Here is a 25,438-nt window from a genome sequence, read left to right on the forward strand (position 1 = left end):
CCGCCCGGCGAGCCCCCCGAACGGCCCGGTGTCCTGAGCTCCGGGCCACCGTGGCCGCGCGCGACGACCACCGCGCGGCCACGGCACAAACCCCGACTCAGACGAGGCTCCAGGCGGTGTCCTTGTCGTCGGACGCGATGAAGTAGTCCACGGGTTCCTCCTTTCCAGGGGTCGGCAAACGTGAGACGCGTGAGCATGGGGCGCACGTCGCGCGGCTGCGGATGTCAGGCCGCACGGGAGCGGCGGTACGCGGGCGGGCGCCCGGTGGCGGGCACTTCGGAGTGAGGGGCGTTCCGCGTGGACGCGCGCCCGGGAGAGTCGGCGGGCGGGCGGAACGCAGGAGAGCGGCAGAACGGATGAACAGGCGTGGAAGAGAACGGACTTGGTCCGGCCGTCGCGCGCCGACGCCGGCGGGTCGCGACCCGGGGGCCGGGTGCTCACCCGTGCGGGCGGCAGGCGCCCTCTCTGTCGAACTTCCAGTCGAGGTCTCGCATGCCCCGATGATGTCGGAGCGGGCGACCGGGCCACAACCGGTTTGTTGGCGGTTGACCATCCGTCGGCCAACCTCGGCACCACGCTGCTTCGCTGACGAACTGTAAAGACTCTTGACAGACGACTGGTCTAGTCCAACCATAGGCATGTCGATCCGACCGGGATGCACTGTGGGGGTGTGACCACCGGCGGCTGAGGCACTGCCCTGCCCTGCTCCGCTCCGCCCCCAGGCCCCGCCACGGCGTACGCGCGTCCGCGCACGCCGCCCGTCCGTGCGCGTGCTTGCGGGATTCGCACACCCCCGCGCCACCGTTCCGCCGCACGGCCCCCTCCCCTACGAGGGGTTCCGCACGCCCCCGCACTCCCCCGCACTCCCCCGCAGGTCCGCAGCGCAGTTCCGCACGCTTCACCAACGCCATGCCCCACCACGTCTGTTGGAGAATCCATGCGTCTACACCGAACAGTCCAGGCCGCTCTGGCGGCCTGCGCCACGCTCGTCGCCTCGGCCGGCCTGGTCGCCGGCGCGACGACGGCCGGCGCGGCCCCCACGAGCCCGGCCACCGTCGCGGCCGGTTCCTCGGTCACCGCCGCGGCCCCGCTGCCCACAAGGGTCTTCGCCCCGTACTTCGAGTCCTGGACCGGCGAGAGCCCCGCCGCGCTGTCCGCCCAGTCCGGCGCCAAGCACCTGACGATGGCGTTCCTGCAGACCGCCACCAAGGGCTCCTGCACCCCGTACTGGAACGGCAACACCGCGCTGCCGATCGCGCAGTCGTCCTTCGGCGCCGACTTCGCCACCATCCGGGCCAACGGCGGCGACGTGATCCCGTCGTTCGGCGGCTACACCGCCGACACCACCGGCACCGAACTGGCCGACAGCTGCACCGACGTCAACCAGATCGCCGCCGCCTACCAGAAGCTCATCACCACGTACGACATCAGCCGGATCGACCTCGACATCGAGGCCGACTCGCTGGACAACTCCGCGGGCGTCGACCGCCGCAACAAGGCGATCAAGCTGACGCAGGACTGGGCCGCCGCCAACGGCCGGCAGATCCAGTTCGCCTACACGCTGCCCACGACGACCAGCGGCCCCGCCGCCAACGGCATCGCACTGCTGAAGAACGCCGTCGCCAACAACGCGCGGATCGACGTCGTCAACCTGATGACCTTCGACTACTACGACAACGCCACGCACGACATGGCCGTCGACACCCAGACCGCGGTGACGGGCCTGTACAACCAGCTGGCCAAGCTGTACCCGACCCGGACGCCCGCGCAGCTCTGGAACTCCATCGGCATCATCGAGATGCCCGGCATCGACGACTTCGGTGCGGCGGAGACCTTCACGCTGGCCAACGCGACCTCGGTCTACAACTGGGCCCTCTCCAAGGGCATCAACACGCTGTCGTTCTGGGCGCTGCAGCGCGACACCGGCAAGTGCCCCGGTGTCGGCGGACGCGACGACTGCTCCGGGATCCAGCAGAACAACTGGGACTTCAGCAAGATCTTCGCGCCGTTCACCAGCAACTACCCGCCGAACAGCGACTTCTCGATCACCGTGAACCCCGGATCGGGCACCGTGGCGGCCGGTTCGTCGACCACCGCCACCGTCGCCACCGCCGAGATCACCACGCCCGGTTCGCCCTCCGGCACCGCGCCGAGCCTGACCCTCAGCGTGAGCGGCGCGCCCGCCGGCGTCACCGCCACGGTCAACCCCGGCAGCGTCCTCGCCGGCACGCCGGCGACGCTGACCGTCAACACCGCGGCCACCACCGTCCCGGGCACCTACCCGCTCACCGTCACCGGCAAGGCCACCGCCACCGGCAGCGTCCACACCGCCACCTACACGCTGACCGTGTCGGGCACCCAGCCGGGCAACGACTTCTCGGTCGGCGTGAACCCGACCGCCGGTTCGGTCGCGGCGGGCTCGTCCGCCAGCGCCACCGTCAACACCGGGGTCGTTTCCGGCTCCGCGCAGAGCGTGGCCCTCAGCGTGAGCGGCGCTCCCGCCGGCGTCACCGCCACGGTCAACCCCGGTAGCGTCACCGCCGGTTCGCCCGCGACGCTGACCGTCAACACCGCGGCCACCACCGTCCCCGGCACGTACCCGCTCACCGTCACCGGCACCGCCGCCTCCGGCAGCCACGCCGCCACCTACACGCTGACCGTCACCGGGGTCACCCCGCCCGGCGGTCTCGCCAACGGCGGTCTGGAGACCGGCAGCCTGGGTCCGTGGACCTGCCAGGCCGGCGGCTCCGTGGTGAGCACCCCGGTCCACTCCGGCTCCTACGCGCTGCAGGCCGCGGCCACCGCGTCGCAGACCGGCGAGTGCGCCCAGACCGTCACGCTGGCGCCCAACAAGGCGTACACGCTGACCGGTTGGGTCCAGGGCAACTACTCCTACATCGGCGTGAGCGGCGGCGCCACCGGTTCCGCCTGGACCAGCGGCTCCGGCTGGACCAAGCTCAGCGTCCCGTTCACCACCGGCGCCTCCGGCACGGTGACCGTGTACCTGCACGGCTGGTACGGCCAGGGCAACGTCTACGGCGACGACTTCTCGATCGCCTGACGACCGCACGACGGCGGACGGATGACGGACGGCTGACAGTCGAAAGCTAACAGATGACAACTGACAACTGACAACTGACAGATATCAGCTGACAGATAACGTCAACTGTCACTTGTCAGCCCCGCCCCGCTCCACTCCCCCGCCGGGGGGGGGGGGGGGCCCCCGGGGGGGGGCCCCCCCCCCCGGCGGAACCCGTACGGCTCCGGGTCAGGCGGCGGCCGGCTCGGGAGCGGGCCGCCCCGGGCGCAGGAGCAGCAGGTAGGACGCCGCCGCGAGCACCGCGCAGCTGAGCACGACGACCGCGAGCAGCACCGCCGAGGGGCTGCCGCCCAGGCTGCTGAGCGGGGCGACGACCGCTCCGCACAGGAAGTTGCCGGTGCCGAGGAGCGCGGAGGCGGAGCCGGCGGCCTGCGGCGAGACCTGGCTGAGCGCCCGCGCGGCCGAGTTCGGCAGGACGACGCCGAGCCCGGCCATCATCACGAACAGCGAGCCGCAGACGGCGATCAGTCCGCCGTCCCAGACGGCGGTGACCAGGAACAGGACCGTCCCGGCGGCAATCAGTGTCGCCAGGCCCGCCCGCATCAGCGTGGCGGCGGCGAACCGGGGCGCCAGGATCCGCCCGTTCAGCTGGGTGGACGCGACGATGGCCACCGAGTTGAGGCCGAACAGCAGGCTGTAGGTCTGCGGCGACACGTGGTAGACGTGCTGCAGCACCACCGACGAGCCGCTGATGTAGCCGAACAGCGCACCGAACGCGAAGGTGCTGGTGAGCAGCAGCCCGAGGAACGGCACGTCGCGCAGCAGCCCGCCCATCGTGCGCAGGGTGGCGGCCAGGCCGCCGCCGCGCCGGGCGGACGCCGGGAGGGTTTCGCGCAGTGCGCCGAACGCCACCAGGGCGAGCAGCAGGCCGAGGGCGACCAGAGCGCCGAAGGTGCCGCGCCAGGAGGTCACGCGCAGCAGTTGCGCGCCGAACAGCGGGGCGAGGATCGGGGCGAGGCCGGATATCAGGGTGATCGAGGCGAGGAAGCGGATCATCGCGACGCCCTCGAAGCGGTCACGGGCGACGGCGCGGCCGATGACCAGTCCGGCGGCGCCCGCGGCGCCCTGGACGAAGCGGGCGGCGATCAGCACGGGCAGGTTGGGCGCAATGACGCAGACGAGGCTGGCGAGGGTGTAGAGGACGAGCCCGACGAGCAGGGGCGGGCGGCGGCCGAAGCGGTCGCTGAGCGGTCCGAAGATCAGCTGGCCGGCCGCGACACCGAACATCGAGAAGGTGAGGGTGAGCTGGACGGCGGCCGGTTCGGCGCCGAAGTCGTCGGCGATCGCGGGCAGGCCCGGCAGGTAGAGGTCGGTGGTGAGCGGGCCGAGGGCGACCAGGCCGCCGAGGACGCCGATGGTGGCGCGGCCGCTCGTGGCGCCGTCCGTCCGGGTCTTGGCGGTCACGGCGTCGGTGGGTGCGGTGCCGGCCTCGGCGACGACGGCTGCCGCGGCGTCGGTGGAGGTGGAGGTAGGGATCGAGGCGGAGGTCGAGGCGGCGGAGGCGGAGGCGGAGGCGGTCGACGTGTCGCCGGCGGAACCGGCGGAACCGGCGGAACCGGCGGAACCGGCGGTCGGACCAGGCATGGGGCTCCTCTCGGAACGGGCACGGCATTCGTGCTCGCTCCGTCCTACCGCAGCCCCCCGGACCGCCGACAGTCGGGGGTCGGCCGCCCTGCCGCCGCCCGGCGCAGCGGCCCGACCCCGGTGACGGCGTCTCAGCGCGCGAGCCGTTCGGCCCGCAGGGCGGCCTGGACGGCGGCACCGTCCTGCCAGGCGAAGAGCTGGTTACCGGTCAGGGCGACGGTGTAGTGGCCGCAGGAGCCGGTGGCCTTGGCCGTGATCCCCTCCGGGAACCAGCCGGCCCTGAGCGAGGCCGGCGCCGGGTGGCCGCCCTTGCCGGGTTCGGCCGTGCGGCAGCCGACGGGCAGCCGCCCCTCCGGGAGGGTGGCGGTCAGCAGGCGGTCGTCGCCGGTGGTGGACATCAGGTAGCGGACGGACGAGGCGTTGTCGGGCAGCCAGCCCGGTACGGCGTGCCGGTCGGCCTTGGCCGCGCTGCCGCTGCTGTAGCTGGACTGCTCCTGGTGCCGGCCGTCGTACCACTCGGCCACCCTCGGCCCGACCGCCACGGCCGCGACGGCGACGGCCATGCCGATGCCCGCCACTCCGAGTGCGATCTTGCCCGCGATGCCGTTCATGCCGGCCCGTCCTCTCCCTCGTGGTGCTGCTGTACTGCTGTGGTGCCGTGCCGCTGTGCCGCTGCGCCGTCCGGCGTTCGCCTCACCGGCTCCCGGACCCGCCTTCCGGTCGTCTTCCATCCTGCTGCCCGCCGGGGTGCCGGATCGTCACCGGAAGGTCGCGACCTTCCGCCGTCCTTGGGGGGTAGCTCCTCCACCTTGAGGCGTACGCGCGCCCGGCCGGTCTCGGGGTTTCCCCCGGTCGAGCCTGGCCCCCCGCGGCCGGCGGCGCAGCCCGGCCGCACCCGCCCGGGTGCCGGCGGGTGCGTCGGCCACCCGGTTGCCGAATACTGCCGGACCCGGCCGCAACGGACGGCGGCAGGCGTCACCAGCTCTCAGGACGCCGCCACGGGGACGGCGAGCGGGAAGGGCCGGCCGTCCAGGGTCCAGTGCGGGTCGATCGGGCGGCCGAGCGCGGCGTACACCTGGGCGGCGACGTCGGGGTGACGGATCTCGCCGACGGGCGGGGCGGCCGGGACGCCGGGGCCGGCGCAGGCGACCCAGGCGGTGCGTTCCTCGGGCGTGCGCCCGCCGTGGCCGCCGGCGTCGACGTGACCGTGGTCGGTGACGACGATGACCGTCCAGGCCTCCTCCGCGTACCCGGGCCGGGCACGCAGCGCGTCCAGCAGCCGGCCGAGGCGCTCGTCGGCGGCCCGCATCGCGGCGCGGTACTCCTCGCCGCAGCCGAGGAAGTGGGCGGTCTCGTCGACGGCGCCGAGGTAGACGAAGGAGGCTTCGGGGTCGGCGTCGCGCAGCACGTCGACGGCCTCCCGGGTGACCTCCTCGTCGACGGCCTCCCATGCCTCGGGGGTGTCCTCGGCGGGGGCGATGTAGCAGAGTCGGCCGGGGGCGCGGAACAGCGGACCGCCGGACGCGCCGATGACCAGCGGGTCCCAGCCGGCGGCGACGAAGGTGCTGCGGTGGTCGCCACGGGCCAGCCGGGTGGTGAAGTCGGGGAAGACGTCGAGCCGGTTGCCGCCCAGGTGGTTGCCCCACACGCCGTGCTTGGCGGGCTCGACGCCGGTGACGATGGTGGCCCAGCACGGGCCGGACATGGTGGGCGTGGTGTCCGCCACCGTCACGGGCGCGAGGAATCCGGCGTCGGCGATCTCCGCGAGCCTCGGCATCGGCACCTGCTCCAGCAGGTCGTACCGGACGCCGTCGATCCCGACGACGAGGACCCGGGGGCGCGGCAGCGGCGGTGTGGACATGAGGGGGCGGTTCCTTTCACGGTGCGGGCGCCGACCGCACCCGCGGCGGGGCGGGTGTCGGCGACCGCGCCATGCTTCACTCCCCGCCGGACCGCCGGGTGTCCTGCAGGGGACGGCCGGGTGCACGGGCGGCGTCCGGAATCCCCCGGTCCGCATGGCCCCGGTCCGGCGGGCGGCCGGCGGCGGAGCTCACGGGTGCGGAGATCGCGGGTTCGGGGCTCGCGGGTTCGGGGCTCGCGGGTTCGGGCTCGCGGGTTCGGGGCTCAGGGGTGTCGGTCGGCGCGGCGCACGAAGCGCCGGTCGGCGGCCCGCACCGCGTCGGCCGGGCCCGCCGCGCGGAGCACCACGTCCAGGACGCTCGCCGGGTCGGCGGCGTAGCAGTGGGCGAACCACGGCAGGTTGGCCTCGACCACGGCCCACCGCTCGGCCGGGTCGTAGGGATCGAGCAGCGTCCCGATGTCGAGGGCGACGGCGCTGGGCAGGCTCGGCCCGACGGCGGCGAGCAGCCGTCGGGCGAACGCGACGGCCTGCCCGGTGAGCGGGCCGGGGTCGAGCCGGCCGAAGCGGGCGTAGCGGCTGCCGGTGCGCACGGTGCCGTCGAGGACGAAGAGCCGGTACTCCGCGCCGAACGTCACCGGGTCGCTGACCAGGACGGGCGTGTCGGGGCCGATCCGCTCACCGGTGCGCGGCAGGCGGCCTCCGTCGGCGTAGACGGCGGGCGGCAGCGACTTGTCGGCGGGCGGTTTGACGAAGGCCGGGCGGCGCAGCGTCCAGGCCTCGGCGAGCGTGGTCAGTTCGATCCGGCGGCCGGTGAACTCCTCGGGCAGGGCGGCGAGCCAGTCGTCGGCCGGTTCGAGCAGGGCGAGATCGAGACGGTCGGCGATCCGGGCGGCGGCGAACGGTCCGCCGTACCAGTGGACGGGCCGGCCGGCCAGCCGCTCGACGGTGTCGTTGTCGAGGCCGGTGCCGGGACCGGGCAGGACGGCGGTGGCCAGCCCACGGGCGGCGGCGGCCGCGGTGAGCAGCGCGGTCGTGCTGGTGGCCTGGGCCGAGGCCAGGAGGACCGGTGCCGTCGCGCCTGGCCCCGTCACGACCGGGGCCGGAACTCGTGGACCACCTCGATGCGTCCGACCAGGTGGCGGTTGAACTCGGGCAGTTCCTCGGCGGGGACCCAGAGTTCGAGGATGGTGCGGCCTCCGGCCTGGCGGACGGGGTAGCGGGCGAGGAAGGCGGTGTCGACCTCGAAGCGGGTGACGTAGCCGACGCCGGAGGCGGGCACGTTCCAGTCGCGCGCGATGCGGATCGCGTAGTCCTCGTTCAGCACCGGGTAGAAGATCGGCTGATCGGGCAGGCGCGGCGGCCAGGCGCGCCAGTCCGCCGCCTCGACCAGGGCCAGCTCCTGAGGGCCGGTCGGGCGCCAGAGCGTGGTCGTCGCGGTGGTGGTACTGGTGGTGGTGCTGGTGGGCGGGGTCGTCGGGCCGTTCATGGGCAGGACGTTAGCCATGAACGGCCCCGGGCCGGTACCGGTTTTCGTGCCGGGACGGGTCCGCGATCAGCGCCCTGCGGCCCTCCGCCCGCGGTCAGCGGTCATCGGTAGGCGGTAGACGGTAGACGGTCAGCGGTAGGCGGACTCACCGGTGATGGCCTCGCCGAGGACGAGGGTGTGGATCTCGCTGGTGCCCTCGTAGGTGAGCACCGACTCCAGGTTGTTGGCGTGCCGCAGGACCGGGTAGGCGGTGGTGATGCCGTTGGCGCCGAGCACGGTGCGGGCGCTGCGGGCGATCTCCAGGGCGGCCCGCACGTTGTTGAGCTTGCCGAAGCTGATGTGCGCCGCCCGGGCCGCACCCTCGTCCTTGAGGCGGCCGATCCGCAGCGCGACCAGGTACGCCTTCTCGACCTCCAGCATCATCTCGACGAGCTTCTGCTGGGTGAGCTGGAACCCGGCGATCGGACGGTCGAACTGGACGCGGCTCCTGGCGTAGTCGAGGGCGGAGGTGTAGCAGTCGCGGGCGGCGCCGACGGTGCCCCAGAGAATCCCGTAGCGGGCCTCGTTGAGGGAGGAGAGCGGTCCGCGCAGGCCGGTGACGCCGGGCAGGACGGCGTCGGCGGGCAGGACCACGTCGTCGAAGGCGAGGGCGCTGGTCACCGAGGCGCGCAGGGACAGCTTGCCGGACACGTCGGTGGTGGTGAAGCCGGGCGTGCCGGGTTCGACCAGGAAGCCGCGCACGCCGTCCTCGGTCTGCGCCCAGACGACCGCGACGTCGGAGATGCCGCCGTTGGTGATCCACATCTTGGAGCCGGAGAGCACCCAGTCCGCGCCCTCGCCGGTGCCCTTGCGGTGGGCCCGGGTGCGCATGTTGGCGGGGTCGGAGCCGAAGTCCGGTTCGGTGAGGGCGAAGCAGCCGATCAGCTCGCCGGCGGCGAGGCCGGGCAGCCAGCGCTGTTTCTGCTCCTCGGAGCCGAAGGCGTGGATGGAGCGCATGGCCAGCGAGCCCTGGACGGAGACGAAGCTGCGCAGACCGGAGTCGGCGGCCTCCAGTTCCATGCAGGCCACGCCGTACGCGACAGCGCTGGAGCCGGTGCAGCCGTAGCCGTCGAGGTGCATGCCGAGCACGCCGAGGGCGCCGAGTTCGGGGGCGAGTTCGCGGGCGGGGAAGACGCCGCGCTCGAACCAGTCGCCGATGAACGGGCGGATCCGGTCGTCGGCGAACCTGCGCACGGTGTCGCGGACGAGGCGCTCCTCGTCGGTGAGCAGGTCACCGACGGCGAGCAGGTCGGCGGGGTCGATCCTGGACGGCTTCGCCACGGGGGCTCCTTGTACTCTCGGCGGGGTGGACGACCGGGTACGGACGACCGGGTACGGACGGCGGGGCCCGGAGACCCGGCGCGGCGCCGGGTACCGGCGAGTATCGCGCACCGGGCCGCTCCCGGACCGGCCGCGGACGAAGGAGTGAGCATGTACACAATCCGGCTGCTGACGGCGGAGGAGTTGCACGGCTCGGCGGAGCAGTTGGGCGGGTTGCTGGCGGACACCGTCGACGGCGGCGCCTCGGTCGGCTTCCTCGCCCCGCTGGACCGCGCCGCGGCGGCCGGCTGGTGGCGGGCACTGGCTCCGGACGTGGCCGAAGGGCGGCTGCTGCTCTGGGTCGCCGAGGCGGACGCCTCCGTGGCCACCGACGGGACGGACGAGCCGGGGAAGGCGGACGGCGCGGGGCGCGGCCGGATCGCCGGGACGGTGCAGCTGCGCCCGGCGGCCACGGCCAACGGCCGGCACCGGGCGGACGTCGCCAAGCTGATGGTGCACCGGGCGGACCGGGGGCAAGGGCTGGCCGGCCGGCTGCTCGCGGCCCTGGAGGCGACGGCCGTCGAGCGCGGGCTGCGGACACTGGTGCTGGACACCGAGACCGGCAGTCCCGCCGAGCGGATGTACGCGGCGGCAGGCTGGAGCAGGGTCGGCACGGTGCCGGACTTCGCGACCGATCCGGCGGGGGTACCGTGCGCGACGACCATCTTCTACAAGCCCCTGCAAGGCGCCGGCGGCCGGACGGCGAGCGGGGCCCGGACGGCCGCGTCGCTAGGATGACGCCTCCGCGTACGGGCGGGCGACGAGGCGTGAGGGGTGGACCGTGGGGCGTTGGGCGGTGGTCGTGCAGGAGACCGAGGGCATCGGGGAGGGGCGGATCTGGGGCCCCAAGGTGCTCGCCGAGGTCGAGGGCGACCGGGAGGACGCGCTCGCCGAGCTGCGGCGGATCGTTCCGACGTACACCCCGCAGCACCCGTTCAACGCCCGTAGGCGCCGGCTGTTGCGGGACGGCGACGACTATCTGTTGGTCACCCAGGGGACGATGCGGGACTACCACTGCGTCTTCAAGGTGTGGGAGCTGCTGTGGGACAGCGAGCGGCCCGAGGTGCAGCAGGAGCGGCTCGCGGCGGCGGCCGGGGACGACGTCGGCTGACCAGCGGTACCGTCCGGACGGACGGACGGACGACTGGACGGACGGCCCGCCCGACGACCCGACGGACGCCCCTGCGGGCCGTCAGGAGACACCGCAGAGGCGGAGCACCGCCGTGGTCGCGGCAGCCGCGACAACCACCAGCGGGAACGGCGCGCGCCGCAGGGCGAGGACGCCGGCGACCAGCACGCCGGTCGGCCTGGCCCACCCGGCGAAGCCGTGGTCCTGGGTGAACGCACCGGTGGCCACCAGGGCGACCAGCAGCACGGCGGCGGCGACGGCGAGCAGGTGGCGCAGGCGCTCGGAGACGGTGAGCCGGTCGCCGAGCAGGGGACCGGCGAGCCGGAAGGCGTAGGTGCCGGCGGCCAGCAGCAGGATGGCGGTCAGGGGCATCAGCGGACCTCCTTGGTGAGCGGCACGGCCCGCGACGCGGTGCCGGCTGCCGCTTCCGGTGCCTCCGGTGCCTGCGGTGCGACCGGGGCGGCCGGGCGGCCGGCGAACAGCAGTCCGGCCAGCGCCAGCAGGACCGGCAGGCCCGCCGGGACGTACGGCGTGGCGGCCACGGCGACGACCGCGCCGACCAGGGCGGCGGTGCGGGTGCGGCGGTCCCCGAGCGCGGGCAGGACCAGGGCGAGCAGCACGGCGGGGAAGGCGGCGTCCAGGCCCAGGGCGTCGGTGTCGCCGAGCAGTCCGCCGGCCACCCCGCCGATCACGACGGAGACGTTCCATATGACGAACAGTGCGAGGCCGCAGACCCAGTACGCCGCCCGGCGCCGTCGCGGGTCGGACTCCAGCAGGGTGAACGCGGCGGACTCGTCGGTCAGCAGCTGGGCGCCGAGCAGCCTGCGCCACCGGGGGCCGTCCAGGGCGTCGGCGACGGTGAACCCGAAGGGCAGCAGGCGGGCGTTGAGGACGAGGCCGGTGACGACGGCGGCCAGTGCGCCACCGCCGGAGAGCACGATGCCGACGGCGGCGAACTGCGAGCCCCCGGCGAAGACCAGCACGGACATCGCGACGGGCACCCAGAGCGGGAGGCCTCCGGAGACGGAGATCGCCCCGAAGGAGGCACCGACCAGGGCGTCCGCGACGCAGACCAGGGCGATGTCCCGGAGGGTGGCACGTTCGAGGGTTCGGAGGAGCGAACGCATGTCCAGTAGAGTGAACGCAACCGGGGTCGTTCGTCAAGGCGAACGCCTGAACGTGTGGAGCGAACGCGGATGAGTGGAAACAGCGGCGGCGGCCCCGCCGGGAGCGAGCTGATCGAGCTGATCGCGGCCTCGATCCGGCGCGAGCGCGAGCGCGCCGGGCTGTCGATGGCCGAGCTGGCCCGCCGCGCGGGGATCGCCAAGTCGACGCTCTCGCAACTGGAATCGGGCGCCGGCAACCCGAGCGTCGAGACGCTCTGGGCGCTCGGCGTCGCCCTGGACGTGCCGTTCAGCCGGCTGGTCGACCCGCCGCGACCGGTGGTCCGGGTGGTGCGGGCCGGCGAGGGTCCGGTCACCCATTCGGAGCGGGCCGACTACGCCGCGACCCTGCTCGCCTCCTGCCCGCCGGGAGCCCGGCGCGACATCTACCGGATCGACGCCGAGCCCGGGGAGACCCGGGCCTCCGACCCGCACATGCCGGGCACCGTCGAGCACGTGCTGCTGGGCGCCGGCCGGGCGCTGGCCGGGCCGACGCAGGCACCCGTCGAACTGGGCCCGGGCGACTACGTCAGCTACCCCGGTGACGCCCCGCACGTGTTCCGGGCCCTGGCGCCGGGCACCCTCGCGGTGATCGTGATGGAGCACGTCTGACCTGCCCGACGCACCGTCGGCGCCTGTGGCGGTGTCGGCTGCGGTGTCGGTGGCAGCGACCTCCGCGGCGACCTCGGTCGGAGCTTCGGGAACCGGTCGGCGAGGGCGTTGCCGAAAATGTTCACTCGAAGGAATGAATCTTGCCGGATTTCGCGGTGCGCTCATAGGTTGATCGCGATCGCCGTCCCCGATCAGTCACCGGAGGCCCCACCGTGCCCGCGCCCGCTCCCCTGACCGTCGCCGCCGCCCAGCCCGCCTGCCACCCGTCGGGGCTGCCCGACACCGTCGCGGCCAACGTCGAGCGGCACGCCGCCGCCGTGCGCGCGGCCGGCACGGCGCGCCTGGTGGTGTTCCCGGAGTTCTCGCTCACCGGCTACGACCTGGCCGCGCCCGCCCTCGACCCGTCCGACGAGCGCCTCGCGCCACTGGTCGCGGCCTGCGCCGAAACCGGCGCCACGGCCCTGGTCGGCGCGCCGGTCGCCTCGGAGGACGGCCGCGAGTACATCGCCACGATCGCCGTCACCGGCGCGGGCGCCTCGGTGGTCTGCCGCAAGACGAACCTCTACGGACGCGAGGGCGAGCGCTTCGCCGCCGCCGACCGGCCCTCCGTCCTGGAGCTGGACGGCTGGCGGCTGGGCCTGGCGATCTGCGCGGACGCCGCCGACCCCGGCCACGCGAGGCAGCTGGCCGCGCTCGGCGCCGACGCCTACGTCGCCTCGACGCTGTACGGGGCGAGCGCCGAGGCGCTGGCCACCAAGGAGGCCCGGTACCCGGCACGCGCGGCGGACAACGGCGTCTGGGTGGTGCTGGCCACCGCCGCCGGGCCGAGCGGAGAGTTCGCGGCGAGCTCGGGCGGCTCGGGCGTCTGGGCGCCGGACGGCACCGAGGTCGTCAAGGCGGGCACGGCACCGGGCGAGGTCGTGACGGCCGTGCTGGGGTAGTCCCGGGCGCCCGGCGCCACCTGCGGGCTCGTGCGCAGACGGGAGCGCCGGGGCGCGGGGACGCGTGAGCGCCGGGGCGCGGAAATACCCGGGGCCCGCGCGCGGCTGTGGTGTGCGGAAACCGAACCCGGCGGACCGGGGCCCGCGACCCGAAGGGGGCCCGGTCCCGCAGGGACCGTTCAGGAGGTGCAGCGCACGATGGGTGACGAGCAGATGCCCGGCGGCTACCGGATCGAGCACGACTCGATGGGCGAGGTCAAGGTGCCCGCCGGGGCGAAGTGGCAGGCGCAGACGCAGCGGGCCGTGGAGAACTTCCCGGTGTCCGGCCAGCGCCTGGAGCGGGCGCACATCGCCGCGCTGGCCCGGATCAAGGCCGCCGCCGCGCGGGTCAACGCCCGGCTCGGCGTGCTGGACGAGGAGACCGCCGCCGCGATCGTCTCCGCCGCCGAGGAGGTGGCGGCGGGCCGCTGGGACGCCGAGTTCCCGGTGGACGTCTTCCAGACCGGCTCGGGCACCTCGTCGAACATGAACACCAACGAGGTGATCGCCACCCTGGCCGGCGAGCGCCTCGGCCGTCCGGTCCATCCGAACGACCACGTCAACGCCAGCCAGTCGTCCAACGACGTCTTCCCGTCCTCGATCCACATCGCCGCCACCGCCGCCGTCAGCCACGAGCTGGTCCCGGCGCTGGAGCACCTCGCGGAGGCGCTGGAGCGCAAGGCGACGGAGTTCGCGGACGTCGTCAAGGCGGGCCGCACCCACCTGATGGACGCCACGCCGGTCACCCTGGGCCAGGAGTTCGGCGGCTACGCGGCGCAGGTCCGGCACGGGCGGGAGCGGCTGCTCGCCACCCTCCCCCGGGTCGCCGAACTGCCGCTCGGCGGCACCGCGGTGGGCACCGGCATCAACACCCCGCCCGGGTTCGCGGCGGCGGTGATCGAGGAGGTCGCGCGTGCCACCGGGCTGCCGCTGACCGAGGCCCGCAACCACTTCGAGGCACAGGGCGCGCGGGACGGCCTGGTCGAGCTGAGCGGCCAGCTGCGCACCGTCGCCGTCGGGTTCACCAAGATCGCGAACGACCTGCGATGGATGGGCTCGGGCCCGCGCACCGGCCTCGGCGAGCTGAACCTGCCGGACCTCCAGCCCGGCTCCTCGATCATGCCGGGCAAGGTGAACCCGGTGCTGCCCGAGGTGGTGCTGATGGTCGCGGCGCAGGTGATCGGCAACGACGCCACCGTCACGGTGGCCGGGGCGAGCGGCAACTTCGAGCTCAATGTGATGCTGCCGGTGATCGCCCGCAACGTCCTGGAGTCGGTCCGGCTGCTCGCCAACAGCGCCCGGCTGCTGGCCGACCGCGCGGTGGACGGCGTCACGGCCAACGCCGATCGGGCCCGGGAGTACGCGGAGTCCTCGCCGTCCGTGGTGACGCCGCTGAACCGGTACATCGGCTACGAGGAGGCGGCCAAGGTCGCGAAGCAGGCGCTGGCCGAGCGCAAGACGATCCGCGAGGTGGTGCTGGAGCGCAGGTACGTCGAACAGGGGCGGCTGAGCGTCGAGCAGCTGGACGAGGCGCTGGACGTGCTGCGGATGACCCGGCCGTAGCCGTCGCCGGCGCCGCCGTTCATCGGCGCCGGCCCGTTTCGGCCCCTGTCGGCCCGCTCCGGCGCCCCCGACGCGCGCCCGGGGCGCGGAGCGGGCGATGCCGCCCTCCGCGCCCCGGGTGTCGGGCTTCCGGTGACCGTCAGCCCCTGGCCCGGCCGGCCCGGCCGCGCCGCATCGCTGCTCCGTTCGACGTCATGGTGGCCATCGAGATGGCGGCGAGTCCCAGCAGGAACATGACGGCGCCCACGATCAGGCAGCTGACGATGTTCCGGCCCCGGTCCGCCGCGCCCGAGACGGCCCACGGGGAGATGATCGTCCACACGCCGAGCAGGGTGGCCGCCCAGGCCCGTGCGTGCGTGCGCTCGTACGCCGAGCCGTAGCCGGCCATCAGCACGCTGTAGGCGATGCCGACGATCAGGCAGGTGACGGCCAGCGTGTTGAACGCGGTGAAGCCGACGATCCACGGCGAGGCCGCCAGGAACAGACCGGCCAGAACGGCCAGGGCCTCGACGGCCTGGGCCCGCGGGGTCAGGGTGACCCGCTCGTACTGCTCCCGGAGTTCGACGATGTCCGGATGGTGCTCCATGCCCATCGGCGCTTGGGTCGACACCGATACCACCTCCTAGGTTTCGAACATGGAGGGCTCTAGCCCAGCTACCATTCTGGCGCCGTTAGACCGTTTTGCACCATTTCGCCCCGACGACTACCCTGCCTCGCCCACCCTCGGGTCGGGCGGCGGAGCGAGTGACCTCCGTCTCACCGCGGACGGTCGTCCTTGCCTATGCAACTCGTTGCATAGCAGGATGCCGCCCATGGCACTGGAGCACGCGATCCTCGTCTCGCTGCTGGAACGGCCCGGTTCCGGCTACGAACTGGCCCGGCGCTTCGACCGGTCCATCGGCCGCTTCTGGACCGCCACCCACCAGCAGATCTACCGGGTGCTGCGGCGCATGGAGGCGGACGGCTGGGTCCGCGCCGAGGAGGTCGCCCAGGACGGCCGACCGGACAAGAAGGTCTACTCGGCGGCCCCGCCCGGCCGCGACGCGCTCGCCGCCTGGCTGCGCGAGCCCGTCGAACCCGAGACCGTCCGCCACGAGCTGGCCGTCCGGATCCGGGCGGCGGCCTTCGACGACCCGGCCGCGCTGATCCCCGAGGTCGAGCGCCACCGGGAGGGCCACGCCGCCCTGCTCGCCCGCTATCTGCACGGTGAGCAGCGCGACTTCCCGGCCGCCGCGACCCCGGGGGCACTCGACGCCGGGGAGCGGCTCCAGCACGTGGTGCTGCGCGGCGGCATCGAGTACGAGCGGATGACGCTCGCCTGGCTCGACGACGTGCTCGCCACCCTGCGCGAACTGGCCGACGGCCGCGACGCGCCCGGCGCCGGCCACTGACCTCCCCGCTCCCGCCCCGCCCCCGTTCTTCACCCCGCCCCCACCCTCACCCCACCCCCCTCGACCCCCCCCGGGAGCCCGCGATGCTCTTCAACCCGCGCAGCTACGACCCCGCGCAGTTCGACGAGCCGACCCGCCGACTGCTGCGCGCGACCGTGGACTGGTTCGAATCCCGCGGCAAGAAGGCGCTGATCGACACCTACGTCGACCGCGCCTGGTACGCCGACTTCCTCGAATTCGCCGCGAAGGAAGGCCTGTTCGCCGAGTTCCTGACGCCCTCCGCCGCCGACCCGGCCAAGCGCTGGGACACCGCCCGGATCGCCGAGCTGAACGAGATCCTCGGCTTCTACGGCCTCGGCTACTGGTACACCTGGCAGGTCACCATCCTGGGCCTGGGCCCGGTGTGGCAGAGCGAGAACGAGGCCGTCCGGGCGCGCGCGGCCCGCCTCCTGACGGAGGGTCACGTCATGGCGTTCGGCCTCTCCGAGCGCGGCCACGGCGCCGACATCTACTCCACCGACATGATCCTCACCCCGGACGGCGAGGGCGGCTTCACCGCCACCGGCTCCAAGTACTACATCGGCAACGGCAATGTCGCCGGCCTGGTCTCGGTGTTCGGCCGCCGCGCGGACGTCGAGGGGCCGGAGGGCTACGTCTTCTTCGCCGCCGACAGCCGCCACGAGGCGTACCACCTGGTGAAGAACGTGGTGAACGCCCAGATGTACGTGAGCGAGTTCCGGCTGGAGGACTACCCGGTCCGGGCCGAGGACGTGCTGCACACCGGCAAGGCCGCCTTCGACGCCGCCCTGAACACCGTCAACGTCGGCAAGTTCAACCTGTGCACCGCGTCCGTCGGCATCTGCGAGCACGCGATGTACGAGGCCGTGACGCACGCCCACAACCGGGTGCTGTACGGCAAGCGGGTCACCGACTTCCCGCACGTGCGCCGCGAGTTGAACGACGCCTACGCGCGCCTGGTGGCGATGAAGCTGTTCGCCGCCCGCTCGGTGGACTACTTCCGCACCGCCTCCCCCGAGGACCGCCGCTACCTGCTCTTCAACCCGATGACCAAGATGAAGGTCACCACCGAGGGCGAGAAGGTCATCGACCTGATGTGGGACGTGATCGCGGCCAAGGGCTTCGAGGCGGACACCTACTTCGACAAGGCCGCCAAGGACATCCGCGGCCTGCCGAAGCTGGAGGGCACCGTCCACGTCAACCTGGCGCTGATCCTCAAGTTCATGGCCAACTACCTGTTCGACCCGGCCGAGTACGCCCCGGTGCCGACCCGGCAGGACGCCGCCGACGACGCGTTCCTGTTCCGACAGGGACCGGCCCGCGGCCTCGGCGCGATCCGCTTCCACGACTGGCGCGCCGCCTACGACGCGCACGGTCACCTGCCGAACGTCGCCCGCTTCCGCGAACAGGCCGACGGCTTCTGCGAGTTGCTGCTCAGCCACGCGCCGAGCACGGAGCAGCAGGCGGACCTCGACTTCCTGCTGGAGATCGGCCAGCTGTTCGCGCTGATCGTCTACGGGCAGCTGGTGCTGGAGCAGGCGGCGCTCACCGGGCTGGACGCGGACCTGCTGGACCAGGTCTTCGACGCGCTGGTGCGGGACTTCTCCGCGCACGCCACCGAGTTGCACGGCAAGGCATCGGCCACCGACGCCCAGGCGGCGTGGGCGCTGGCGCACGTGCGCCGCCCGGTCGCGGACGGCGCGCGGGCGGCGAAGGTGTGGGGCATGGTCGAGGCGCTCTCGGGTGCGTACGAGATGGCTCCGTAGCCGGTCCCGCGGGGTGCCGGTCCGCGGACCGGCACCCCCGGGCATGTCACTGGCGGAGCGTCAGAACGTGAGCTTGCAGCTGTCGATGTAGCCGGTGTCCTGGGGTCCGGTGTCCTGGACCTTGAGCTTCCAGGTCCCGTTGGCCGGAACGGCGGAGGCGTTCACGGTGTACGTGGTCTGCACGTTCGCCCCGGAGTCGCTGCCGCTGGCGGCCTTGAGGCGGAAGCTGGTGCCGTTCGGGGCGACCAGGTCGATGACGAGGTCGCCGCGCCAGGTGTGCTTGATGTCCACGCCGACCTGGAGTGCGGCCGGGGCGTTTCCGGTGCGGCCGGTGACGGCGATGTCGGAGGTCACGGCCGCGCCGTAGTCGGGGATCTGGACGTCGGCGGTGTTCTCGAAGACGGTGCCGGTGGGCGGGGTGGTGCTGCCGGCGGCGAGGGTCCAGACGGCGTAGGCGATGGCGTCGCTCATCCGGTCCAGCGCGGTGTCGTTGATGTTGGCGCTGGTGTCGCAGGAGGCGTGGTAGCAGCGGTCGAATGGCTGGCCCGCCGTTCCGCCCCACTTGGCGGCCTGGGCGCTGGTCTTGGTGTAGTCGGCGCCGCTGAACAGGCCGCCGACGCGGATGCCAGCGTTCTGGAACGGGGCGTGGTCGGAGCGGCCGTCGCCCTCGAAGTCCTGCTCGGTGCTGATGCCGAGGCCGGCGAAGTAGTCGCGGAACAGGGCGTCGAGCGCGCTGTCGTAGCGGTAGGTGAAGTAGCCGGGGTTGGGGGAGCCGATCATGTCGAAGTTGAGGTAGGTCTCGATCTTCGAACGCTCGGTGGCGGCAAGGCTGTTGACGTAGTTCTTGGAGCCGACCATGCCGTACTCCTCGGCGCCCCACCAGCCGAACCGCACATGCTTGGTGGGCTGGAGGCCGGCCCGCGAGACGGCGAGCGCGGTCTCCAGGATGCCGGCCGAGCCCGAGCCGTTGTCGTTGATGCCCGGTCCGCCGGTGACGGAGTCGAGGTGGGCGCCGGCCATGACGACGTGCGAGGTGTCGCCGCCGGGCCAGTCGGCGATGAGGTTGTAGCCGGTCGAGCCGTTGTAGCTGAAGGTCTGGAGGGTGGTGGTGTAGCCGGCCGCGTCCAGCTTGCCCTTCACGTAGTCGATCGAGGCCTTGTAGCCGGTGCGGCCGTGGGCCCGGTTGCCGCCGTTGGCGGTGGCTATCGACTGGAGCTGGGCCAGGTGCGCCTTGACGTTGGCGACCGGGATGTCGGGGGCGGCGGCGACCGCCGACGGGGCAGCCGAGGTGGCCAGGGCCGCCGGTACGGCCGGGGTGGCCGGGGCCGCGGAGGCGGCGGGGGCGAGGAAGGCGGCCGCGAGGGTGACGGCGGCAGCGGCGGACAGGGCGGATCGGCGCAGGCGGGATCGCCGCGGGGCGCGCTCGGTCAATGGGGGCTCCGGTATCCGGTGGGGCAGGACGGAAGCGCGCCACTTCGCCTGCGGCGGAGGGGTGTTGAGGGGGCGTGGGCCGCCAGCCGCAGCAAAAGTTGACGCGACCATGATGATTGGGCGAACCCGGGAGTCCGTCAAGGGGCAGCGGGGCGGGTGACAGCTGACAGAATCTGAAATCTGTCAGCTGTTATCTGTTATCTGCTATCTGCTATCTGTCAGCTGATTCCTGTCAGCCGTCAGCTGTCGACCGTCAGCCGTCAGCGGTCGACCGGCGCCTGCTCGGGCGTACGGGGCAGCACGGCCCGGACGAGGGCGCCGCCGTCGTGGTTGCCCGTGACGAACCGGCCGCCCAGTTCCTCGGCGCGCTCGGCCATCGAGCGCAGCCCCACACCCGCACCGGCCCGCCGGGCGGCCTCGCCGTCGCCCCCGCTCACCGCCGGGAAGCCGCGGCCGTCGTCCCAGACCTCCAGCACCACCGCCTCCGGCCGCACCCGCAGCGTCAGCCGGGCCCGGCCGGCCCCCGAGTGGCGCAGCACATTGTGCAGCGCCTCGCCGCTGATCCGCAGCGCCGCCACCTCGACGGCCGCCGGCAGCGCGGGCGGCGGATCCGGATCCAGCACCAGCGAGATCCGCACCCGCGACCCGTCCAGCTCCGCGACCAGCCGCCGCAGTGCCACCGCGAGCCCCTCCCCCGCGAGCGCGGCGGGCGCCAACCCCTCGGTGATCCGGCGCAGTTCGTCGATCGCCTGCCCGATCCCGGCCGACACGGTGACCAGTGAACGGGCCGCCGGGGAGTCCTCGGGCACGGCGGCCCGCGCGGTGTCGACGCCGAGCCGCAGGCCCGAGAGGGTCGGCCCGAGGCCGTCGTGCAGGTCGTGCCGCAGACGCCGGCGCTCCTCCTCGCGGGCGAGCACGATCTGCCGCCGGCCGCGCTGCAGTTCCTCGTACATCCGCAGCGAGGCGATGGCGGGCGCGGCCTGGTCGGCGAGGAAGCGCAGCACCTCGTGGTCCTGGGCGTCCAGTTCGGGCTGCCCGGTGCGCGGCGGCGCGTACAGGTCGCCGATCACCGCGCCCTCGTAGCTGAGCGGGAACACCTGGCTGGCGGGTCCGAGGGTGCCGACGGCGGCGAGTTCGTGCGGCCCGGTGCGGGTGTGCAGGACGACTCGCGCCCCGGGCAGGCCGAGGGCGTTCACCACGGTGTCGCAGAGCAGGGGCGGCGCGTCGGCGGGGCTGACGGCGCGGCTCAGCCGCTCGGCGAGCGCCCGCACCACCTGGTAGGGACGGGCCCGGTCGCCGTAGTAGAAGCGGTCGACGGCCCCCACCACCCACCGGGTGGTGGGTCCGAGCAGTCCGCCGATCGCCAGCGCGGCGGCGGCGAGCAGTTGCGCCGGAGCGCTGCTGGCCTCGGGCAGGGCGCGGCGCAGCAGCATCGCGATGCCGAGGTAGCCGGCGATCAGCAGGGCGGTGAGGGCGAGGACGCTGAGCATCCGGCGGGTCGCCCGGTCGAGGTAGCGGGAACGGTCGCGGGTGAAGGCGTAGCCGACCGCGCCGAGCATCCACAGCGCGGAGCCGGCGAAGTAGGCGACCGCCGCGACGCTCTCCGAACTGCCGAGCTGCAGCGCGATGTTGGTGGTGATCAGCCAGACCAGGTAGGGCACCAGGACGGCGGTGACGCTGCGGTGCGGGCGGGCGGAGCGCCGCCAGCGGACGGCGGCGACGGCGAGACTGGTGACGACCAGGCCCCAGGCGACCAGGGTGGCGTGCCACTCGTCCAGCGGCAGCCCGTTCCCGGGCGGCACCAGGATGTCGCCGTGGTAGGGCAGCGGGCTGCGCAGGCGGACGGTGCACGCGTGCGCGGCGCTCCACAGGGCGACGGCCGCGACGTAGACGCGGCCCGGCCCGCCGGGCAGCCGGCCCTCGGGCAGCCAGAGCGGGAGGGCGATGGAGACGAAGATGAACAGGGCGACGGAGAGGATCAGCAGGGCCGCGCCGAGGGCCTCCACCGCCGGTCCGGCACCGGCGGCCGCGCCGGCGAGCAGGGTGAAGCGGGACAGGCAGCCGCCGAGTCCGGCGGCGAGCAGGCAGCGGCCGAGGCTGCGGCCGGCCGGCGGTCCGGCGGCCGGGCCCTGCGCGGCCCCGTCGGGGGCGGGTGCGGCGCGGTGGACGAGGATGAGCAGCCCGGACAGCGCGAAGGCGAAGCCGAGCAGGACGGTCTCGCCGTCGTGGAGGTAGTACGGGGCGGCCCAGGCCGCGTCCGGGTGGGTGACGGCGAGCAGGACCCAGCCGAGCCCGCTGAGCAGGGTCGCGACGCAGGCCCAGGCCGCCGGGCCGAGGGCGGTGCGCCGGTGAGCGCCCGGAGGCTGCTGCGGGGACGCCGACGCGGCCGGTGGGCGGGGGCGCCGACGCGGCCGCGCGGACCGGGCGGCCGGCTCGGCGGGGTGCCGGGCCGGGGTGGTGGTGGCCGGGGTCGCGGCCGGTTCGCTCATGAGGGCCTCCTCCCCCGCATCCTGCGTCTCCTGCCGTCCCGTCGGCGTGGGACGGCGGTCCGCTCCCGGCCCCGACCCCCGGTGGCGGGGCGGACGACGGGGCGGCGGCGGGGTGCCCAGGGTTCGCGGGAACCCCGGGGGCTCCGGGGGGCTCCGGGGGCTCCGGGGGCTCCCGGGGTGCGGGTCAGCCGTCGCCGAGCCCCATGTCACGGGCCCGGGCGACGGCCTCCGCGCGGGTCGCGACGTGCAGCTTCTCGAAGATGTGGGTGACGTGGTTGCGGACCGTCTTCTCCGCGACCACCAGTTCCCGGGCGATCCGGCGGTTGTCCAGCCCGCGCGCCACCAGGTCGAGGACCTCCGCCTCGCGGGCGGTGAGCGCGGGGAAGAGCTGCCCGGCCTCCCGCACCCGGGCGCCGGCGAGCAGGGTGGTGATCCGCTCGGCCACGTCCGCGCCGAACACCGCCCCGCCGGCCGCGACCGTCCGCACCGCGTGCAGCACCTCCTCGCGGCCCGCGCCCTTGACCAGGTAGCCGCGGGCCCCGGCCTGGAGGGCGGCGAGCAGGCTGCCGTCGTCGTCCGCCATGGTGAGCATCAGCACCGGCGGGGCCGGCTGGTCGGCGGAGAGCCGGCGGGTGGCCTCCAGCCCGGAGCCGTCCGGCAGCGAGAGGTCCATCACGACCACGTCCGGGCGGTGGCGGGCGACGGCGTCGGGCACATCGCCGACGCGCTCGGCCTCGGCGACGACGACGATGCCCTCGGCGCTCTCCAGGGCGGCCTTCAGGCCCTCCCGGAACAGCGGGTGGTCGTCCACGATCAGGACCCGCACGGGCACGGCCGCCGGTTCCTCCTCCGGCCGGTCCCCCGGCCGCTGCGGGTCTTCGGCGGGCTGGTCCTCGGCGGGCTGGTCTTCATCCACCCGGCCGACACTACCAGCGATGAATGCGTGACTTTCCGTGACAGGCCTGCCGGCGGGTGTGCGGCCCGGGCGGACATGACCGCTGCCCCATGTGCCCGGGACGGCGGGCGGCAGAGACTGGAGACAGCGCGCCCGGCCCGGCGACCGGTCGTCGGTGGGCCCTCCCCACCCGTCCCTAGGCGGTGCCATGACCACGGTGATCCCCTCCCGCCCCCGGCCGCACACGCCTGCCGGGGCCCTTCCGCACCGCACCGCCGCGCAGCGCCAACTCACCTGGGCCGCGGCGGTCACCGTGTTCTGCCTGGCGGTCGCCACCCTCTGGGTCTGCTACGTCCTGGTCCACCTCGGGGCACCGGGCATCGAGGGGCCACGGGACCAGTTGGCCATCCTGCTCTACGCGCTGCCGACCGCGGGGGCGGGGATGCTGCTGCACGCCCACCGGCCGGGAAATCCGCTCGGTTGGGTGATGCTCCTCTACGCGCTGACGTCGATGCTGCCCAGTGCCGTCGCCGCACCCGTGTGGGTGGAACTGTCGGACCCCCGGATCGTGGGCGCGGCGGCGGTGGTCCGGGGAGTGTGCGACACCGTCAGCGAGGTCCTGTTCTACGTGCTGCCGCTCTGGCTGCCGTCCGGCCGGCTCACCACCCGCCGGTGGTGGTGGTACATCGGCGCCGTCACGCTGTGGGCGATCCCGGACTCGATGTCCTTCCTGGACCGCACGACCGTCTTCGGACACCCCAACCCGCTCGCCGGCAGCGCGCCCGCGAACTTCTTCGGCTCCGTCTCCGACCACCTGGGCAGCCTCTACGACCCGGTCAACTACCTGCTGATCGGCATCGCCTCCGCCGTGCTGCTGGTGCGGCTGCTGCGGCACACGGCGCCCCGGCGGCGCGCGCACATCGCCGGAATGCTGGGCGCCTACCTGCTCTGGGCGGGCATGCAGGACTACTACACCCGGCGGTTCCAGTACGAGTACTGGCTGAGCTACTCGCTGTTCACGGCGGCCGGTGCGGTGTGGGCCGTGGCCGTCGGGTTCCTGGTGGTGCGCGACGGCGGGTGGCGGCTGGACCGCGCCGCCCGGTCGGTGCTGACCGGGCTGCTGCTCACCACCGGGCTCACCCTGGTGTTCGTGGTGAGCGCGGCGGTGCTGTCCGGGTGGCTGGTGCCCGGGCGGGGCGCCGCGGCGCTGGTACTGATCGCGCTGGTCTTCGCGCTGGGCACGGGCCTGCCACGGGCCGCCCGGTGGGCCGTCGGCGCGGTGGACCGGCTCTACTACGGCGACCGCGCCCAGCCCTACCAGGTGCTGCGGACGCTGGCCGGGCAGGTGCGGCAGGTGGTCGAGCCGGAACGGCTGCCGTCCGCGCTGTGCACCGCCGTCGCGGACGAACTGCGGCTGCCGGGCGTGGCACTGTCCGTCACCACCCGGGCCGGGCGGCGGTCGCTCGCGGCGGTGGGGCGGCTGGACGGTCCGGTCCAGGACTTCGAGCTGGTCCACAACGGCGCGGTGATCGGGGAGTTGACGGTCGGGCTGCGGGCGGGCGAGGAACGGCTGGATCCCAGCGACGTCGACATCCTGCGCTCGCTCGCCGACCAGGCCTCGCCGACCGTCGCCTCGCTGCGGCTGCAGGAGGACCTGCAGGCCAGCCGGGAGCAGATCGTCGCGGCGCGCGAGGAGGAGCGGCGGTGGCTGCGCCGGGACATCCACGACGGGCTCGGTCCGGCGCTGGCCGGGCTGCGGCTGCGGGTCGACAACGCGGCCTCGGCGGCCGGGGCGACCGGGGCGGACTCGGCGTCCGGGTCGGCGGGGACGGTGGGCGGGGAGTCGGAGCCCGAGGCGATCGCGCAGACGCTGCGGGGCGTCTCGGGCGAGCTGGCGATGGCGATCAAGGAGGTGCGGCGGATCACCGACCGCCTCGGACCGGCGCCGCTCGGCGAGTTCGGCCTCACCCGCGCCGTCCAGCACCTGGCGGCCTCGTTCAGCGGCGACGGGCTCGCGGTCAGCGCCGTGCTGCACCCGGACCCGCTGCCGGAGCTGCCCGCCGCCGTCGAGGTGGCCGCGTACCGGATCACCGCCGAGGCGCTCAACAACGTCCTGCGGCACGCCCGCGCCCGGCACGCCCAGGTGGCGGTCCGGGTGGACGAGGCGAACCTGACGCTGACCGTCCAGGACGACGGGATCGGGCTCGGCATCATCCAGAGCACCCCCCTGTTCGCCCCGGACCCGGGTGCCGGGAGGCCTGGCGACGCGGACGGGGCGGCCACGGACTCGCCCGCCGGGGTCGGCCTGCGGTCGATGGCGGACCGGGCGGCCGAGATCGGCGGGCGCTGCACCATCGACCGGCTCCCGAAGGAGAGCGGGACCCGGGTACTGGCGATCCTCCCCCGGCACCCCTCGGGGCCGCCGCAACCCGGGGGCCGACGACCGGGGGCTGACGACTGACGACTGACAGATTTCAGATAACAGCTGACAGATTTCAGATTCTGTCAGCTGTCACTCGGTCGGCCAGGGCCCGGTCCACCGCGCCCCCGGTGCCGGTGGATCCGGCTCCGGGGGCGGGCGGGGTGAGGGATGGAGGGGGAGGGAGGGAGG

Annotated in this window: 21 protein-coding genes; 9 read left to right on the forward strand and 12 right to left on the reverse strand. The window is 74.0% G+C overall.

Annotated features, from left to right (window positions below; genetic code table 11):
• Positions 1-937 precede the first annotated feature (937 nt).
• Entirely contained in the window at positions 938-3,061 is a 2,124-nt protein-coding gene (locus tag ACFVUH_RS01630) for a glycosyl hydrolase family 18 protein (protein ID WP_387910449.1), read from the forward strand.
• A 207-nt stretch (positions 3,062-3,268) separates the two neighbouring features.
• Here the strand turns inward: ACFVUH_RS01630 and ACFVUH_RS01635 are convergent, their stop codons facing one another.
• The 6 genes from ACFVUH_RS01635 to ACFVUH_RS01660 form a co-directional block, all read right to left on the reverse strand.
• Positions 3,269-4,684, reverse strand: coding sequence for a multidrug effflux MFS transporter (locus tag ACFVUH_RS01635; protein WP_387910451.1), 1,416 nt, complete (start codon positions 4,682-4,684; stop codon positions 3,269-3,271).
• 131 nt (positions 4,685-4,815) lie between these two features.
• On the reverse strand, positions 4,816-5,295 hold the full coding sequence (locus tag ACFVUH_RS01640; RefSeq protein WP_355362899.1) for a hypothetical protein: 480 nt from the start codon (positions 5,293-5,295) through the stop codon (positions 4,816-4,818).
• 374 nt (positions 5,296-5,669) lie between these two features.
• On the reverse strand, positions 5,670-6,545 hold the full coding sequence (locus tag ACFVUH_RS01645; RefSeq protein WP_355362897.1) for an alkaline phosphatase family protein: 876 nt from the start codon (positions 6,543-6,545) through the stop codon (positions 5,670-5,672).
• Between the two features lie 263 nt (positions 6,546-6,808).
• Positions 6,809-7,636, reverse strand: a complete 828-nt coding sequence (locus ACFVUH_RS01650) for an ATP-grasp domain-containing protein (protein WP_387910454.1) — start codon at positions 7,634-7,636, stop codon at positions 6,809-6,811.
• Positions 7,633-8,031 carry an ADP-ribosylation/crystallin J1 gene (locus ACFVUH_RS01655; protein WP_387910455.1) on the reverse strand — a complete coding sequence of 133 codons (399 nt, stop codon included), beginning with the start codon at positions 8,029-8,031 and terminating at the stop codon, positions 7,633-7,635. The genes ACFVUH_RS01650 and ACFVUH_RS01655 overlap by 4 nt, the downstream gene beginning before the upstream one ends.
• A 129-nt stretch (positions 8,032-8,160) precedes the next feature.
• The gene (locus tag ACFVUH_RS01660) at positions 8,161-9,351 is read right to left on the reverse strand and encodes an acyl-CoA dehydrogenase family protein (RefSeq protein WP_355362891.1); all 1,191 of its coding nucleotides are present in this window, start codon (positions 9,349-9,351) and stop codon (positions 8,161-8,163) included.
• Positions 9,352-9,501: 150 nt separating this feature from the next.
• Here ACFVUH_RS01660 and ACFVUH_RS01665 point away from each other — a divergent pair, with 150 nt between their 5' ends.
• Positions 9,502-10,128 (forward strand): GNAT family N-acetyltransferase, encoded by a 627-nt coding sequence (locus ACFVUH_RS01665; protein WP_387910457.1) that lies wholly within the window; start codon positions 9,502-9,504, stop codon positions 10,126-10,128.
• Between the two features lie 43 nt (positions 10,129-10,171).
• Positions 10,172-10,501, forward strand: a complete 330-nt coding sequence (locus ACFVUH_RS01670; RefSeq protein ID WP_355362887.1) for a hypothetical protein — start codon at positions 10,172-10,174, stop codon at positions 10,499-10,501.
• 81 nt (positions 10,502-10,582) lie between these two features.
• Here the strand turns inward: ACFVUH_RS01670 and ACFVUH_RS01675 are convergent, their stop codons facing one another.
• Positions 10,583-10,891: an AzlD domain-containing protein gene (locus ACFVUH_RS01675; RefSeq protein WP_387910459.1), complete on the reverse strand. Its 309-nt coding sequence runs from the start codon at positions 10,889-10,891 to the stop codon at positions 10,583-10,585.
• Entirely contained in the window at positions 10,891-11,646 is a 756-nt protein-coding gene (locus ACFVUH_RS01680; protein WP_387910461.1) for an AzlC family ABC transporter permease, read from the reverse strand. Before ACFVUH_RS01680 ends, ACFVUH_RS01675 begins: the two co-directional genes overlap by 1 nt.
• Positions 11,647-11,715: 69 nt before the next feature.
• On the opposite strand from ACFVUH_RS01680, the gene ACFVUH_RS01685 reads away from it, so the two are divergent.
• The 3 genes from ACFVUH_RS01685 to ACFVUH_RS01695 all read left to right on the forward strand — a co-directional run bounded on the left by ACFVUH_RS01685 (position 11,716) and on the right by ACFVUH_RS01695 (position 14,837).
• Complete coding sequence (locus ACFVUH_RS01685; RefSeq protein ID WP_355362881.1) at positions 11,716-12,294, forward strand: XRE family transcriptional regulator; 579 nt, start codon at positions 11,716-11,718, stop codon at positions 12,292-12,294.
• Positions 12,295-12,506: 212 nt separating this feature from the next.
• A complete protein-coding gene (locus ACFVUH_RS01690) occupies positions 12,507-13,235 on the forward strand; it encodes a carbon-nitrogen hydrolase family protein (protein ID WP_387910464.1) in 729 nt (242 codons plus the stop codon).
• 198 nt (positions 13,236-13,433) lie between these two features.
• Positions 13,434-14,837, forward strand: a complete 1,404-nt coding sequence (locus tag ACFVUH_RS01695) for a class II fumarate hydratase (protein ID WP_387910761.1) — start codon at positions 13,434-13,436, stop codon at positions 14,835-14,837.
• 139 nt (positions 14,838-14,976) lie between these two features.
• Here ACFVUH_RS01695 and ACFVUH_RS01700 read toward each other — a convergent pair whose 3' ends face one another.
• Positions 14,977-15,447 (reverse strand): SPW repeat protein, encoded by a 471-nt coding sequence (locus ACFVUH_RS01700; protein ID WP_355362877.1) that lies wholly within the window; start codon positions 15,445-15,447, stop codon positions 14,977-14,979.
• Between the two features lie 202 nt (positions 15,448-15,649).
• Here ACFVUH_RS01700 and ACFVUH_RS01705 point away from each other — a divergent pair, with 202 nt between their 5' ends.
• Together ACFVUH_RS01705 and ACFVUH_RS01710 are read left to right on the forward strand one after the other, a co-directional pair.
• Positions 15,650-16,228: a PadR family transcriptional regulator gene (locus tag ACFVUH_RS01705; protein WP_387910466.1), complete on the forward strand. Its 579-nt coding sequence runs from the start codon at positions 15,650-15,652 to the stop codon at positions 16,226-16,228.
• An 83-nt stretch (positions 16,229-16,311) separates the two neighbouring features.
• A complete protein-coding gene (locus ACFVUH_RS01710; protein ID WP_387910467.1) occupies positions 16,312-18,012 on the forward strand; it encodes an acyl-CoA dehydrogenase family protein in 1,701 nt (566 codons plus the stop codon).
• 60 nt (positions 18,013-18,072) lie between these two features.
• Here the strand turns inward: ACFVUH_RS01710 and ACFVUH_RS01715 are convergent, their stop codons facing one another.
• The 3 genes from ACFVUH_RS01715 to ACFVUH_RS01725 all read right to left on the reverse strand — a co-directional run bounded on the left by ACFVUH_RS01715 (position 18,073) and on the right by ACFVUH_RS01725 (position 22,758).
• Positions 18,073-19,443: a M28 family metallopeptidase gene (locus tag ACFVUH_RS01715; RefSeq protein WP_387910469.1), complete on the reverse strand. Its 1,371-nt coding sequence runs from the start codon at positions 19,441-19,443 to the stop codon at positions 18,073-18,075.
• Positions 19,444-19,703: 260 nt separating this feature from the next.
• Complete coding sequence (locus tag ACFVUH_RS01720) at positions 19,704-21,932, reverse strand: histidine kinase (RefSeq protein ID WP_387910471.1); 2,229 nt, start codon at positions 21,930-21,932, stop codon at positions 19,704-19,706.
• A gap of 184 nt (positions 21,933-22,116) precedes the next feature.
• On the reverse strand, positions 22,117-22,758 hold the full coding sequence (locus ACFVUH_RS01725) for a response regulator transcription factor (RefSeq protein WP_355362997.1): 642 nt from the start codon (positions 22,756-22,758) through the stop codon (positions 22,117-22,119).
• A gap of 277 nt (positions 22,759-23,035) precedes the next feature.
• Between ACFVUH_RS01725 and ACFVUH_RS01730 the strand changes: the two genes are divergently transcribed.
• Positions 23,036-25,288 (forward strand): sensor histidine kinase, encoded by a 2,253-nt coding sequence (locus ACFVUH_RS01730; RefSeq protein WP_387910472.1) that lies wholly within the window; start codon positions 23,036-23,038, stop codon positions 25,286-25,288.
• Positions 25,289-25,438: the final 150 nt, after the last annotated feature.

This window comes from Kitasatospora sp. NPDC058032, assembly GCF_042885845.1.
Classification (GTDB): domain Bacteria; phylum Actinomycetota; class Actinomycetes; order Streptomycetales; family Streptomycetaceae; genus Kitasatospora.